Origin of the sequence: Kitasatospora sp. NBC_01266, assembly GCF_036242395.1 — a bacterium.
Classification (GTDB): Bacteria; Actinomycetota; Actinomycetes; order Streptomycetales; family Streptomycetaceae; genus Kitasatospora.
This window is the reverse complement of record NZ_CP108458.1, coordinates 3,718,155-3,732,369: the sequence shown is the minus strand read 5'-3', so window position 1 is coordinate 3,732,369 and position 14,215 is coordinate 3,718,155. Positions and strand designations below refer to the sequence as shown.

Genomic DNA, 14,215 nt, shown 5'->3' with positions numbered 1-14,215 from the left:
GCGGTCCGGCTCGCCCCCGGCGTCACACCGGCCGCGCGGCCCGGGTGCGCCAGGGGAGTTCTATGGTGACCGTGGTCGGGCCGCCGGCCGGGCTCTCCACCAGGAAGACGCCGTCGACCGCGCCGATCCGCTCGGCCAGGCCGGCCAGGCCGCCGGCCGCGCGGAAGCCGTCACCGGGCCGGCCGGCCCCGCCCTGTCCGTCGTCGCCGACCTGGAGCATCAGCCGGTCCGCCGAGCGCCAGACGTCCACGCTGGCGCTGCGCGCCCCGGCGTGCTTCGAGGTGTTGGTGAGCAGCTCGCTGACGGTGAAGTAGGCGATGCCCTCGACCGCCGAGTCCGGGCGCTCCTGGACGCCGTCCGGCCCGGCCAGGTCCACGTTGACCCGCACTCCGCCGGGGACGGTGCAGCGGGCGGCGACCGAGGAGAGCGCCGCGTCCAGGCCGCGGTCGGTGAGCACGGCGGGGTGGATGCCCCGGGCCAGATCGCGCAGCTCCTGCAGGGCCACCTTCACCTCGCCGTGCGCCACCTCGACCATCCGGGCGGCCGAGGCCTGCTCCTGCGTCAGCTCGGTGTCCAGCAGCTTCTCCTTGGCCAGGCCGAGGTCCATCGCCAGGGCGACCAGCCGGGCCTGGGCGCCGTCGTGCAGGTCGCGCTCGATCCGGCGCAGGTCGGCGGCGGCGGTGTCGACCACCGCGCCGCGGTCCTCCTCCAGCTCGCGCACCCGCTCGGTGAGCTCGCCCGGACCGAGCAGCGACTCCACCAGCACCCGGTGCGCGACGGCCAGGTACCGCACCACGAAGGGCAGCAGCGGCCAGCCGGCGACCAGGAAGACCAGGGTCAGCGCGAAGGTGATGACGCCCCACGGCAGCATCAGCAGGCAGTAAAGCGCCGAGCGCCAGCAGAGCCCGTCGGCGAGCGGGGCCAGCGCCCGGCCCATCGCCCCCGGCCGGCCGGCCGGCAGCGGCCCCGGCTCCCCGACCTGGGCGCCGAGGCTGGCCCTGGCCCGGCTGCGGGCCAGCGCACCGAACCAGCGGGCGAGGCGCAGCCCGAGCCCGAGCACCGGCAGCCCGATCACCGTCACGCTCAGTCCCACACCGACCGCGAGCAGGACCACGGTGGCGACGAAGACCACGATGCCGAAGGGCAGGCCGACCAGGTGGTGGCGGGCCTCGCGCCACATCTGGGCGCCGTACAGCGGTCGGGCCTCGGACCGGCGGGAGCCGCGCAGCTTCATCGGATGAGTCCGTTCCGTTCGTCGTCAGGGTGGTGCGGGTACAGCTTGGCGGGTGGGAGGGGCTCGGCGCACGGGGGTCAGGACGAGTTCCTTGCGGGGGTTAACCCCACCTTCCGCTGTCCACGAGTCGTCTTAAGGGTCGGGCGGGGTGCCTGGGTCGCACAGCGGTGGCCATAGACTCACGCCATAACGAGGTTATGGACGTGTAAAGACCGCTGGAGGCGAACGCATGCAGGGCCCCCGGGCCACCGCCCTCGCGGCCGACCCCGCGATGGGCAGCGGCTACTTCGACGCGTACGCGGCCGTCGGCCTGCTCGCGATTCTCGGCGTGCTCTTCCTGGCCGTCGGTTTCACGGCCAACCGCCTGCTGCGCCCGGCCGTCTGGTCGCCGGAGAAGCTGCTCACCTACGAGTGCGGGGTCGACCCGGTCGGTGAGGGCTGGGCCCAGACCCAGATCCGGTACTACATCTACGCATTCCTCTATGTGATCTTCGCGGTCGACGCGATCTACCTCTTCCCGTGGGCGACGGTGTTCGCCGCCGCGGGGTACGGCATGGCGACGCTGGTGGAGATGTTCATCTTCCTCGGCTTCCTCGCGATCGGGCTGCTCTACGCCTGGAAGAAGGGGGTCCTGGAATGGACGTGACCCACAGCCACGGCTCCGGCGGACCGGTCCAGCTCGGCCTGCCCGACCCCGCCAACCCCGGTCCGGGGGCGCTGGAACAGCGCCGGCTCGGCCCGCTGGCCCGGCTCGCCCCGGACCCGGTCAAGGTGGTGCTCAACTGGGGCCGCCGTTACAGCCTGTGGTGCTTCAACTTCGGCCTGGCCTGCTGCGCGATCGAGTTCATCGCGGCCTCGATGGCCAAGCACGACTTCATCCGGATGGGAGTCATCCCGTTCGCCCCCGGGCCGCGCCAGGCCGATCTGATGATCGTTTCGGGCACGGTGACGGACAAGATGGCACCGGCCGTGCGGCGGCTCTACGAGCAGATGCCGGAGCCCAAGTACGTCATCTCCTTCGGCGCCTGCTCCAACTCGGGCGGGCCCTACTGGGACTCCTACTCGGTCACCAAGGGCGTGGACCAGATCATCCCGGTCGACGTCTACGTGCCGGGCTGCCCGCCGCGCCCCGAGGCGCTGCTGCAGGGCATCCTCAAGCTTCAGGAGAAGATCGCCGCAGAGTCGCTGCCGGAGCGCTACACCGGTCCCTCGGCCGGCGCGCTGCGCCGCCCGCTGGTGCCTGGTCCCGGAGGTGCCCAGTGACCGCGGTGGATCCGAACGAGACCGCCGCCGCGATCGGCCCCTGGGCGAGCGCCGCCGCGGCTTACCAGCTGCTCACCGTGGACGTCCCCGCCGAGCACTGGATCGAGGCGCTGACCACCGCCCGGGACGGGTTGGGCCTGCGCTTCTTCGACTGGCTGAGCGCGGTGGACGAGCTCGCCGAGGGCTTCTCGGTCTGCGTCCACCTGGCCGCCGTCGGCGAGGCCGGCGCGGTGCGGCAGCTGCTGCTGCGCACCCGGGTGCCGCGGGCCGGCGCCGCGCTGCCGACCGCCGCCGGCGTCTACCCGGGGGCCGGCTGGCACGAGCGCGAGACGCACGAGATGTTCGGGATCGACTTCACCGGCCACCCGCACCTGGTGCCGCTGCTGCTGCCGGAGGGCTTCGAGGGGCACCCGCTGCGCAAGGAGTTCGTGCTCGCCGCCCGGGTCGCCAAGGCCTGGCCGGGCGCCAAGGAGCCGGGCGAGAGCGACCACGACCACGCGGGGCCGGCCCGGCGCAAGATGCAGCCGCCCGGCGTGCCGGATCCCAACGAGTGGGGGCCGCTCAAGGGCACCCTGCCCCCGGTGGCGGAGCGTCCGGCCCGCGCGGCCCGCGGCCCCCGGGCGGCGGCAGCGGCGGCGGAGGGCGCGCCGGCGGTGCGCGCCGACCGGCCGCGCCGCACCCGCAGCATCACCGAGGGCTCGGCCAGCCAGTCCGCGCCCGCCGCACCTGAGGCTGCCGCACCCGAGGGCCCCGCACCCGAGGGCCCCGCACCCGAGGGCCCCGCACCCGAGGGCCCCGCGCGCACCCGGAGCTCGGACGCGCCCTGGCACTCCCCGGTGCCCGCGCACGACCCGGAGCCCGCGAAGCCGGCCGAGCCCGAGCCACCTGCCGTACCCGAGAAGTCGGCCGAGCCGACGTCCGACGACCCCTCGGCCGAGACCTCGGAAAGCCGGAACGGAGAGCGCGAGTGAACCTGCTCGACACGCTGCTGCGCTGCCTCGCCGCGCTGGTGGTCCTGCTCACCTTCCCGCTGATCATCGGTCAGACCGAGCACAAGGTGATGGCCCACATGCAGGGCCGGCTCGGCCCGATGTACGCCGGCGGCTTCCACGGCTGGGCCCAGCTGGTCGCCGACGGCGTCAAGTTCGCGCAGAAGGAGGAGATCGTCCCGGCCGGCGCCGACCGGCGGGTCTTCCAACTGGCCCCGGCCGTCGCGCTGCTGCCGTACCTGCTGGTGCTGCTGGCGATCCCGGTCGGTCCGAACGGCTTCGTCGGGGAGGCGATCGACGCGGGCATCTTCTTCGTGCTCGCCGTCATGGGCATCGGGGTGCTCGGCTCGCTGATGGCCGGCTGGGCCTCGGCGAACAAGTTCTCGCTGCTCGGCGGCCTGCGCTCGGCGGCCCAGCTGATGTCCTACGAGCTGCCGATGCTGCTGGCCGGAGCCTCGGTGGCGATGGCGGCGGGCACCGTCTCGCTGCCCGGGATCCTGGACCAGTTCCACTGGTGGTGGATCCCGTGGCAGGCGATCGGCGCCTTCGTCTTCTTCACCGCCGGCCTGGCCGAGCTGCAGCGCCCGCCCTTCGACATGCCGGTGGCCGACTCCGAGATCATCTTCGGCGCCTACACCGAGTACACCGGGCTGCGCTTCGCGCTCTTCCTGCTCTCCGAGTTCGCCGGCATCCTGGTGCTCTGCGCGCTGACCGCGGTGCTCTTCCTCGGCGGCTGGCACGGCCCGCTGCCGGACAGCCTCGGCTGGCTCTGGACGCTGCTGAAGACCTTCGCGCTCGCCTTCGTGGTGATCTGGGCCCGGGTGACCTTCCCCCGGCTGCGCGAGGACCAGCTGATGCGCTTCGCCTGGACCGTGCTGATCCCGCTCGCACTCCTCCAGCTCGCCCTCACCGGCATCATCAAGGTGGCGATCTCCCAGTGAACCTTCCCGGCTCCGGCCTGGCCAAGGGCCTCGCCGTCACCCTGCGGACGATGACCCGCAAGTCCGTCACCGCGCAGTACCCCGAGGTGCAACCGCAGCTGCCGCCGCGCAGCCGGGGCGTGATCGGGCTGCTCGAGGAGAACTGCACGGTCTGCATGCTCTGCGCCCGTGAGTGCCCGGACTGGTGCATCTACATCGACTCGCACAAGGAGACCCTGCCGGCCGTCGAGCCGAACGCGCGGGCCCGCACCCGCAACGTGCTGGACCGCTTCGCCATCGACTTCTCGCTCTGCATGTACTGCGGGATCTGCATCGAGGTCTGCCCGTTCGACGCGCTCTTCTGGTCGCCCGAGTTCGAGTACGCGGAGACCGACATCCACGAGCTGACCCACGAGCGCGAGAAGTTGCGCGAGTGGATGTGGACCGTGCCGGCCCCGCCTGCGCTGGACCCGGGCGCCGAGGAGCCCAAGGAGATCGCCGGCGCCCGCAAGGCCGCCGAGAAGCTGGCGGCCGCCGCCGGGGGTGACTCCGCATGACCACCGCCCTGCTCGCCGCGACCGGCTCGCTGAGCCCCGCGGCCCGCGGTTTCCTCTCGCCCACCGGCGTGGAGATCGTCTTCGTGCTGGTCGGCCTCGCCGTGCTCGGCGCCGCGCTGATCTCGGTGACCACCAAGCAGCTGGTGCACGCCGCGCTCTGGCTGGTCGTCGCGCTCGGCGGCCTGGCGATCGAGTTCCTGCTGCTCACCGCCGAGTTCGTGGCCTGGGTGCAGGTGCTGATCTACCTGGGCTCGGTGGTCGTCCTGGTGCTCTTCGGCCTGATGCTCACCCGGGCGCCGATCGGCCGCTCGCCGGACGCCGACTCGGGCAACCGGTGGATCGCCCTGGGCGTCGCGCTGGCCGCCGCCGGCACCCTGGTGACCCTGGTGGTCGACGCCTTCCGGACCTCCTGGATCGACCTGAGCGCGGGCGGCGGCAGCACCGCCGCGACCGGCGCCAGCCTGTTCCGGTACTGGGTGCTGCCGTTCGAGGCGCTCTCGGTGCTGCTGCTGGCCGCGCTGGTCGGTGCCATCGTCATCTCCCGGACCGGCAAGGACAGCGGGGCCAGGCCCCGACCCGGCAAGCTGCGCACCCGGCGCCCCGTCGACGCCTCCGCCGCCCCCCAGCAGCAGGAGCGCTGAGAGCCGATGCATCTCGCCTACCCCGCCGTTCTCGCCGCGCTGCTCTTCAGCATCGGCGTCTACGGCCTGCTCGCCCGGCGCAACGCCATCCTGGTGCTGATGTCGGTCGAGCTGATGCTCAACGCCGTCAACCTCAACCTGATCGCCTTCGACGCCTGGCTGCGCGACGCGCTGCACGCCGGGCAGGCGCTCACCCTCTTCGCCATCACCGTCGCCGCCGCCGAGATCGGCCTCGGGCTGGCCATCGTGCTGCTGGTCTTCCGGACCCGCGGCACCGCCGACGTGGACCGGCTGAGGGCGCTCGGCGACCGCGCCGCCGAGGTGCCGGCCCAGTTCGACGGCGCGGCAACCGAGGACGTGTCGAAGGGTCAGGCCGTCAAGTGAACATCGCCCTCCCCACGCTCGTCCCGACGCTGCCCGCGCTCGGCGCGGCCGCCCTGTTCGCCACCGGCAAGCGGGCCCCCGGCCTGGCCCGGCCGCTGGCGATCCTGCCGGTGGCCGCCGCCGCGGTGCTGGCCCTGGTCACCGCCCTGCAACTGGGCACCGGCGCCACGCTGGACGTCGCCACCCGGCTCACCCCCACCGGCGGCCCCGAGATCTGGCTGGCCTTCCACCTGGACGGCTACACCTCGCTGATCTCGGTGCTGGTCGGGGTGGTCGCCACCTGCGTCCAGGTCTACTCCACGGCCTATCTGCGCACCGACCCGCGCTACCCGTCCTACGCCGCGCTGGTCTCGCTCTTCACCGCCGCGATGTTCCTGGTGGTCTACTCGGGCGACCTGATCCTGCTGCTGGTCGGCTGGGAGCTCATGGGCATCTGCTCGTACTTCCTGATCGGCCACCACTGGGAGACCGCGGACGCCCGGGCCGCCTCGCTCAAGGCCTTCCTGGTCACCAAGCTCGGCGACGTGCCGTTCCTGTTCGGCCTCTTCCTGCTCGGCGCCGACGCCGGGACCTTCCGGATCCAGGGCGTGCTGGCCGCGGCCGCGCACGGGCAGCTGCACCACCCCACGCTGATCGCGCTGCTGCTGCTGGCCGGTGTGGCCGGCAAGAGCGCGCAGTTCCCGCTGCACACCTGGCTCCCGGACGCGATGGCCGGCCCCACCCCGGTCTCCGCGCTGATCCACGCGGCCACCATGGTCGCGGCCGGCATCTACCTGGTGGCCCGGCTGCTGCCGGTCTTCCTGCTCTCCGGCGCCGCGCTGGTGGTGCTCGCGGTGATGGCCGCCGTCACCATGGTCGGCTCGGCGCTCTGCGCGCTGGCCCAGGACGACATCAAGCGGGTGCTCGCCTACTCCACCATCGGCCAGCTCGGCTACATGGCCGGCGCGCTGGCCAGCGGTGACCGTGAGGCGGCCGTCTTCCAGCTGGTCAGCCACGGTGCCTTCAAGGCGCTGCTGTTCCTCTCCGCCGGCGTGCTGATCCACGCCGCGCACACCAACTCGCTCTCCGCGATGTCCCGGCTGCCCGGGCTGCGCGACCGGGTGCCGGACGCCCGCTGGACGCTGGGCATCGGCCTGGTCTCGCTGGTCGGCCTGCCGCCGTTCTCCGGCTTCTTCAGCAAGGAGTCGGTGCTGACCGCCGCCGAGCACGCGGCCAGCGGGGACGCGCTGACCAACGGGGTCGGCCCGGCCGCCGCGGTGCCGCACGCGGCCGGCTGGATCGTGCTGATCGCCGGCCTGGTCACCGCACTGCTCACCGCCGCCTACGCGACCCGGCTCTGGCTGCTGGCCTTCCCGGTCGGGCGGGCGGCCCAGGCGGCCCAGGCGGCGCAGGCCGCCGGTCCGCTCGCCGCCGAGCCCGGCGCGCCCTACTCGCCGGAGGCGGACGAGGTCGACCCGGGGCAGCGCGAACCGGCGGCGATGCGCTGGCCGCTCTGGGTGCTGGCGGTGCCCTCGATCGGCTTCGGCGTCGCCGGACTGCGCACCGACTGGCTGCCCGCGCTGCTGGACGGCGGCTCGCTGCGCCCGAGCGTGGTCACCGCGGTGCTCGGCACCGGACTGGCCGTGGCGGGTGTGCTGGTCAGCTACGCGGCCTGGCGGACCGCCGCGGCCAAGGCCGGGACCGAGCCGGCCGCACCCCTGGCCGACCCGGGACGCGAGCTGCTCGGCCCGCTGCACGGCCCGGCCCAGCACGGCTTCCACCTCGACCGGCTCTACAGCCTGCTCTTCGTGCGCCCGACGGTGGCCGCGGCCGAGCTGGTCAAGTTCCTGGACCGCGAGGTCATCGAGGGCTACGTGCAGGGCTCCGGCGGGGCGGCCAAGCTGCTCGGCTGGGTGGTGCGGCGCAGCCAGACCGGCAACGCGCAGACCTACCTGAGCGCGCTGCTGGCCGGCGCGGTGCTGATCGCGGTCTTCGTGGCGGTCGGCACATGAGGCAGGTCCAGCTGATCACCCGTCACCCGTCCGCCCCGGCCCGCTCAGGGAGTCCCCGATGAACGTGCTCCTCATCGCCCTCCTGGTGCTACCGCTGCTCGGCGCCGCCGTCACGCTGGCCCCGGCCGGCCTCTTCGGCCCGGACACCGAGACCCAGGACCGCCGCGCGCTGCGGTTCAACGCGGTGGTGACCGGCCTGGTGCTGGCGCTGGCCGTGGCCCTGACCGCCGCCTTCGACCACGCGCACCCGAGCCGGATGCAGGGCACGGTGAACGTCGCCTGGATCCCGGCCCTCGGGGTGCGCTTCCACCTCGGGGTGGACGGCATCTCGCTGCCGCTGGTGGTGCTGACCGCGCTGCTCACCTTCCTCTGCGCGCTCTACTCCACCAGGAGGCTGCCGAACGGGGAGGGCACGCCGTCGGCGCGGGCCTTCACCGGGCTCTTCCTGCTGCTCGAAGTGGGCATGCTGGCCACCTTCCTGGTGCTGGACCTGCTGCTCTTCTTCGTCGCCTTCGAGATCGTGCTGATCCCGATGTTCTTCCTGATCGCGCGCTGGGGCAGCGGTGCCCGGACGGCCTCGGCCAACCGGTTCATCCTGTACACCCTGCTCGGCTCCGCGGTGATGCTGCTCGGCTTCCTGCTGGTCGGCCTCAAGGCGGGCACCTTCGACATGACGGCGCTGGCCGCCGCGCACGGCCACGGGCTGTCGCACACCACCCAGGTGCTCGCCGCCCTGGCGATCGGCCTGGGTCTGCTGGTCAAGGCGCCGGCCTGGCCGCTGCACAGCTGGCTGCCCGACGCGCACACCTCGGCGCCCACCGTCGGCTCGGTGCTGCTGGCCGGCGTGCTGCTCAAGATGGGCACCTACGGCCTGGTCCGGGTGCTGCTGCCGGTGGTGCCGGACGGCGCCCACACGCTGGCCCCCTACCTCGGGGCGCTGGCCGCCGTCGGCATCGTCTACGGCTCGCTGGCCTGCCTCGCGCTCGCCCGGCCGGGCCGCAAGGGGGACCTGAAGCGCCTGATCGCCTTCTCGTCGGTGGGCCACATGGGCTTCGTGCTGCTGGGCATCGCCTCGCTCACCCCGGTGGGGGTGAACGGCGCGCTCTTCGCCAACATCGCCCACGGCCTGGTCACCGGCCTGCTCTTCTTCGTGGTCGGCGGGCTCAAGGACCGGTACGGGACGGCGGACCTGGACACGCTGTCCGGGACCACCGGGGCCGCGCTCTACGGGCGGGCGCCGCGGCTGGGCGCGCTGCTCGCCTTCGCCGCCGTGGCCAGCCTCGGCCTGCCGGGGCTGGCGGGCTTCTGGGGCGAGGTGCTGGCGATGTTCGGCGCCTTCGACCCGGCGGCGGGCCTGTCCCGGCCGGCCTTCGTCACCTACATGGTGCTGGCGGGCCTGGGCACCCTGCTGACCGCCGGCTACCTGCTGACCGTCGTCCGCCGGGTCTGCATGGGCGACCCGGCGCAGCCCGCTCTCGCCGAGCCGGCCGAACTGCGCCCGTACGAGGCGGTCAGCTGGACCCCGCTGGCGGCGCTGACGCTGCTGGCCGGGCTCTGGCCGGCGCTGCTGCTCGGGCTCTTCGATCCGGCCGTCAAGCAGCTGCTGGCCGGTGGCTGACCGATGACCAGCATCCTTCACCCCCTGGGGCCCGCCGCCGTGAACCCGACCTCGCTGCTCGCCGTCGCCCACCCCGGCGCGCTGATCCAGTCCATCGACTGGGTGGCGATCGCCCCGCCGCTGATCGCCGCGCTGGCCGCGCTGCTGGTGCTGCTCGCCGACCTGCTGCTGCCCGAGTCCCGCAAGCGGCTGCTCGGCCCGCTCGCCGTCGGCGGTCTGGCGCTGGCGCTGCTCGCGCTGCTGCCGCTGACCGGCGGCGCGGCCCGGTCGACCTTCTGCCTGCCGGGCGGCGCGGGCAACTGCTCCTACGTGGCCGACCACTTCGCGCTGGCCTTCCAACTGCTCGCGCTGGGCGGCGCGCTGATCGCCGCGCTGCTGTCGCTGCACACCGTGGACGAGGAGAAGCTGCCGGCCGGCGAGTACTGGTTCCTGCTGCTGAGCAGCGCCGCCGGGGCCGCGCTGCTGCCCGCCTCGCGTGACCTGGCCACCCTGGTGATCGCCCTCGAGGTGGTCTCGCTGCCCTCCTTCGCGCTGGTCGCCTTCAAGCGCGACGGGCGCGGGGGCGAGGCCGCGTTGAAGTTCTTCCTCTCCTCGGTCACCGCGACGGCCGTGATGCTGCTCGGCGTCAGCTTCGTCTACGCCGCCACCGGCAGCCTGCACCTGGCCGCGATCGGCGAGGGCCTGGCGCACGTCCCCGCGCAGCTGAAGCCGCTGGCCGAGGCGGGCGCCGCGCTGACCCTGGTCGGCTTCGCCTTCAAGGTGGCCGCCGTCCCGTTCCACTTCTGGGTGCCCGACACCTACGCCGGCGCCCCGCTGCCGGTGGCCGGCTACCTCTCGGTGGTCGGCAAGGCGGCCGGTTTCGCGGGCCTGGCGCTGGTCACCAACCTCGCCTTCCGCCCCTACGGCCACACCTGGGGCCTGCTGCTCGCGGTGGTCGCCGCCGTCACCATGACGGCGGGCAACGTGGCCGCGCTGCGCCAGCGCGCCGACTCGGCGCAGGGTGCGGTGCGCCTGCTGGCCTGGTCCTCGGTGGCCCAGGCGGGCTACCTGCTGGTCCCGCTGGCCGCCGCCGGCTACGCGGGGACGGCCCACCCGCTGGGTGCCACGGTCGCCTACGCGCTGATCTACGGCCTGGTCAACCTCGGCGCCTTCGGGGTGGCCGCGGTGGTGGCCAGGACCAGCCCCGCCAACCGGCTGGACGACTACCAGGGCCTGTTCGCCCGCAACCGCTGGGCCGCGCTGGCGCTGGCCTTCTTCCTGCTCTGCCTGGCCGGTCTGCCGCCGGGCGTGGTCGGGCTGTTCGGCAAGGTGGTGGTCTTCCAGGCCGCGGTGAACGCGGGTCTGGGCTGGCTCGCGGTGCTGATGGCGGTCAATGTGGTGATCGCCCTGTACTACTACCTGCTCTGGCTGGCGAAGCTCTTCACGCCCGGCCCGCAGGCCGTCCCCGCGGCCCGGGTGCCCCGCCCGCTGGCCGCCACCCTCGGGCTGACCGCGGCGGTGGCCGTGCTGCTCTCGGTGGCTCCCCAGCTGGTGCTCCAGGTGGTCTCGGGCACCCTCTTCTGAGGCCCCGTACCAGGTCGTCGGGATGCGCACGGTCCGCCGCCGTGCGAGGAAGGGAACCAGGGCCCCGACGTCCACCGTTGACCAGGCACAGAGGGATGTGAACAGAGGGCTTCCCACCGCACCATTTGGAGGGGCTGCCGTGCACCGCCCGCACAACGGACTGAGGACGGCCGTCCTCCTCGGTGGACTGTCGGCACTCATCGTGGTGATCGGCAGCTTCTTCGGGCGGACCGGCCTGATCATCGGCCTGCTGGTCGCCCTCGCCACCAACGGCTACGCCTACTGGAACAGCGACAAGCTCGCGCTGCGCGCGATGCGGGCCCGTCCGGTCAGCGAGATCGAGGCCCCCGGCCTGTACCGGATCGTCCGCGAGCTCTCCACCGCCGCCCGCCAACCGATGCCGCGCCTCTACATCTCGCCGACCGAGGCCCCCAACGCCTTCGCCACCGGCCGCAACCCGCGCAACGCCGCGGTCTGCTGCACCGACGGCATCCTGCGCCTGCTGGACGAACGCGAGCTGCGCGGGGTGATCGGCCATGAGCTCAGCCACGTCCACAACCGCGACATCCTGATCTCCTCGGTGGCCGGCGCGCTGGCCTCGGTGATCATGTTCCTGGTGAACTTCGCCTGGCTGATCCCGTTCGGCCGCGGTGAGGAGGAGGACGGACCCGGGCTGCTGGGCGTGCTCGCCATCATGATCCTGGGCCCGCTCGCCGCGACCATGATCCAACTGGCCGTCAGCCGTTCCCGCGAATACCAGGCCGACGCGGACGGCGCCCGGATCACCGGTGACCCGCTGGCCCTGGCCGGCGCGCTGCGCAAGCTGGAGACCGGCACCCAGCGCCTGCCGCTGCCCCCCGAGCCGCAGCTGCAGACCGCCAGCCACATGATGATCGCCAGCCCGTTCCGGCGCGGCGACTCCGGCACCCGGCTCTTCGCCACCCACCCCCCGATGGGCGAGCGGATCGCCCGGCTGGAGCGGATGGCGGGGCGGTAGCGTGGGGACAGACGCCAGACCGCACCGTGCGAGCCACAGGAGCCCCGCTCATGTTCGTCATCACGCTGACCTACACCGTCCCGCTGGAGCGGATCGACGAGCTGATCCCGGCGCACGTGGAGTGGCTGGACCGGAACTACGCGGCCGGCACCTTCCTCGCCTCCGGCCGCCGGGAGCCGCGCACCGGCGGCGTGATCCTCGCCCAGGCGGCCAGCCCGGCGGCGCTGCACGCGGTGCTGGCCGAGGACCCGTTCAACAAGGCCGGGGCGGCCCAGTACCAGGTGGTGGAGTTCCTGCCGACCAAGACGGCGCCCGCGCTGGAGTCGCTGCTGGTGCTCCCGAGCTGACGGCGGGTCGGCGGTGGTGGGCGCCGACTGATTGCCCGTCGGTTCCCCGTCGGCCGCTTGCCGCTCGTCGCGGCTTAACCGGTCGGGGGAACGCGGATGGCAAGGACCCGTCAAGGGAGGACCCACCGTGTGCAACGACGAGAGCTGCCGGCACCACACCGCCGATGACGAGCCGGGACCCGACCGCCGCGCCCTGCTGCGGACCGGCCTGATCGCCGGGGCGGCCACCGCGCTGACCCTGGCACCGATCTCCTTCGCCGCCGCCGAACCGTCGGACGACGGCACCGCCGTCCAGAGCATCAGCGGCCACCTCGACACCGGCGCCGCCGACTTCGTCTACCTGCCGGTCGAGGTGCCGCACGGCGTGCGGCAGATCGCCGTCAGCTACAGCTACGACCGGCCGAGCGTGCCGGCCGGTGTGCCGGGCAACTCCTGCGACATCGGGATCTTCGACCAGCGCGGCACCGACCTGGGCGGACCGGGTTTCCGCGGCTGGTCCGGCGGGTTCCGCAGCTCCTTCGCGATCAGCAACGGCGAGGCGACCCCCGGCTACCTGCCGGGGCCTGTCGGGGCGGGGACCTGGCACGTGGTGCTCGGCCCGTACCAGGTGGCGCCGCAGGGGCTCGACTACTCCGTCCAGGTGACGCTGAGCTACGGCGAGCCCGGTCCCGCCTTCACCCCCCGGTACCCGGCCGACCGGGCCGACGGGCGGGGCCGGGCCTGGTACCGCGGGGACTGCCACCTGCACACGGTGTACTCCGACGGGCGCCGGCTGCCCGCGGAGGTGGCGGCCGGAGCCCGTGCGGCCGGGCTGGACTTCATGGTCAGCACCGACCACAACACGCCCGCCTCGCACGGGATCTGGGGCCCGCTGGCCGGCCCCGACCTGCTGATCATCACCGGCGAGGAGGTCACCACCCGCAACGGCCACTGGCTCGCGCTCGGCCTGCCGCCCGGGGAGTGGATCGACTGGCGCTACCGCTCCCGGGACAACGCCTACGGCCGGTTCGTCCGCCAAGTGCGCGGCTCGGGCGGCCTGGTGGTGCCCGCGCACCCGTACTGCCCGTACGTGGCCTGCCAGTTCAAGTTCGGCTACCAGGGCGCGGACGCGGTCGAGGTGTGGAACGGGCCGTGGACCTACGACGACGAGTCGTCCGTCGACACCTGGGACTCCCGGCTGGCCGAGGACCTGCGGGCCGGCCGGCCCTGGCTGCCGGCCATGGGCAACAGCGACGCGCACAGCGTGCCGCAGGTGATCGGCTCGCCGCACAACGTGGTGCTGGCCGAGGACCTGACCCGGGACCAGATCCTCGCCGGGCTGAAGGCCGGCCGCAGCTGGCTGGCCGAGTCCGCCGACGTGCGGCTCGACTTCACCGCCACCGGGCACGGGCGGCAGGTCGGCATCGGCGAGCGGCTGACCGTCCCGGCCGACGCTCCGGTGGACGTCACGGTGACCGTCGCCGGAGTGCCGCACGGCACCGTGCGGCTGATCACCGACGAGGGGCAGCTCCACCAGGAGTCGCTGCCCGCCGGCGGCTCCGGCACCGTGGTCTGGCGCACCACCGCCTCGCTCGCCTGCTACGTCCGGGCCGAGGTGCGCCACCCGCTGGCGGACGGAACGGCGGGCCAGGGCAACACGATGGGCCCCGCGCTGCCCTGGGGGCCGATGGCCGCGCTGACCAACCCGATCCTGCTGTCGATCGGCTGACCG

The 14,215-nt window shown here is 73.5% G+C and carries 14 protein-coding genes; 13 read left to right on the top strand and 1 reads right to left on the bottom strand.

The genetic code is table 11. From position 1 onward, the window contains the following. Nucleotides 1-22: 22 nt before the first annotated feature. The gene (locus OG403_RS16100) at nucleotides 23-1,234 is read right to left on the bottom strand and encodes a sensor histidine kinase (RefSeq protein ID WP_329564928.1); all 1,212 of its coding nucleotides are present in this window, start codon (nucleotides 1,232-1,234) and stop codon (nucleotides 23-25) included. A 229-nt stretch (nucleotides 1,235-1,463) separates the two neighbouring features. On the opposite strand from OG403_RS16100, the gene OG403_RS16095 reads away from it, so the two are divergent. The 13 genes from OG403_RS16095 (at nucleotide 1,464) to OG403_RS16035 (ending at nucleotide 14,212) form a co-directional block, all read left to right on the top strand. Then, nucleotides 1,464-1,880 carry an NADH-quinone oxidoreductase subunit A gene (locus OG403_RS16095; protein ID WP_329564927.1) on the top strand — a complete coding sequence of 139 codons (417 nt, stop codon included), beginning with the start codon at nucleotides 1,464-1,466 and terminating at the stop codon, nucleotides 1,878-1,880. Beyond that, entirely contained in the window at nucleotides 1,871-2,497 is a 627-nt protein-coding gene (locus OG403_RS16090) for an NADH-quinone oxidoreductase subunit B (protein ID WP_329564926.1), read from the top strand. The genes OG403_RS16095 and OG403_RS16090 overlap by 10 nt, the downstream gene beginning before the upstream one ends. Then, nucleotides 2,494-3,468: an NADH-quinone oxidoreductase subunit C gene (locus OG403_RS16085; RefSeq protein WP_329564925.1), complete on the top strand. Its 975-nt coding sequence runs from the start codon at nucleotides 2,494-2,496 to the stop codon at nucleotides 3,466-3,468. The genes OG403_RS16090 and OG403_RS16085 overlap by 4 nt, the downstream gene beginning before the upstream one ends. A 2-nt stretch (nucleotides 3,469-3,470) precedes the next feature. Continuing rightward, complete coding sequence (locus OG403_RS16080) at nucleotides 3,471-4,427, top strand: complex I subunit 1/NuoH family protein (protein WP_329572329.1); 957 nt, start codon at nucleotides 3,471-3,473, stop codon at nucleotides 4,425-4,427. Nucleotides 4,428-4,477: 50 nt separating this feature from the next. Next, complete coding sequence (locus OG403_RS16075) at nucleotides 4,478-4,963, top strand: 4Fe-4S binding protein (protein ID WP_329572327.1); 486 nt, start codon at nucleotides 4,478-4,480, stop codon at nucleotides 4,961-4,963. Then, entirely contained in the window at nucleotides 4,960-5,604 is a 645-nt protein-coding gene (locus OG403_RS16070; protein WP_329564924.1) for an NADH-quinone oxidoreductase subunit J family protein, read from the top strand. Before OG403_RS16075 ends, OG403_RS16070 begins: the two co-directional genes overlap by 4 nt. Before the next feature lie 6 nt (nucleotides 5,605-5,610). Then, nucleotides 5,611-5,988: an NADH-quinone oxidoreductase subunit NuoK gene (gene nuoK / locus OG403_RS16065; protein ID WP_329564923.1), complete on the top strand. Its 378-nt coding sequence runs from the start codon at nucleotides 5,611-5,613 to the stop codon at nucleotides 5,986-5,988. After that, entirely contained in the window at nucleotides 5,985-7,979 is a 1,995-nt protein-coding gene (locus OG403_RS16060) for an NADH-quinone oxidoreductase subunit 5 family protein (protein WP_329564922.1), read from the top strand. Before nuoK ends, OG403_RS16060 begins: the two co-directional genes overlap by 4 nt. A gap of 58 nt (nucleotides 7,980-8,037) precedes the next feature. After that, nucleotides 8,038-9,597, top strand: coding sequence for a complex I subunit 4 family protein (locus tag OG403_RS16055; RefSeq protein ID WP_329564921.1), 1,560 nt, complete (start codon nucleotides 8,038-8,040; stop codon nucleotides 9,595-9,597). 3 nt (nucleotides 9,598-9,600) lie between these two features. After that, entirely contained in the window at nucleotides 9,601-11,160 is a 1,560-nt protein-coding gene (locus OG403_RS16050) for an NADH-quinone oxidoreductase subunit N (RefSeq protein ID WP_329564920.1), read from the top strand. A gap of 139 nt (nucleotides 11,161-11,299) precedes the next feature. Continuing rightward, on the top strand, nucleotides 11,300-12,157 hold the full coding sequence (htpX, locus tag OG403_RS16045) for a zinc metalloprotease HtpX (protein ID WP_329564919.1): 858 nt from the start codon (nucleotides 11,300-11,302) through the stop codon (nucleotides 12,155-12,157). Nucleotides 12,158-12,207: 50 nt separating this feature from the next. After that, nucleotides 12,208-12,504: a YciI family protein gene (locus OG403_RS16040; protein ID WP_329564918.1), complete on the top strand. Its 297-nt coding sequence runs from the start codon at nucleotides 12,208-12,210 to the stop codon at nucleotides 12,502-12,504. A 127-nt stretch (nucleotides 12,505-12,631) separates the two neighbouring features. Then, the gene (locus OG403_RS16035) at nucleotides 12,632-14,212 is read left to right on the top strand and encodes a CehA/McbA family metallohydrolase (protein WP_442910920.1); all 1,581 of its coding nucleotides are present in this window, start codon (nucleotides 12,632-12,634) and stop codon (nucleotides 14,210-14,212) included. Nucleotides 14,213-14,215: the final 3 nt, after the last annotated feature.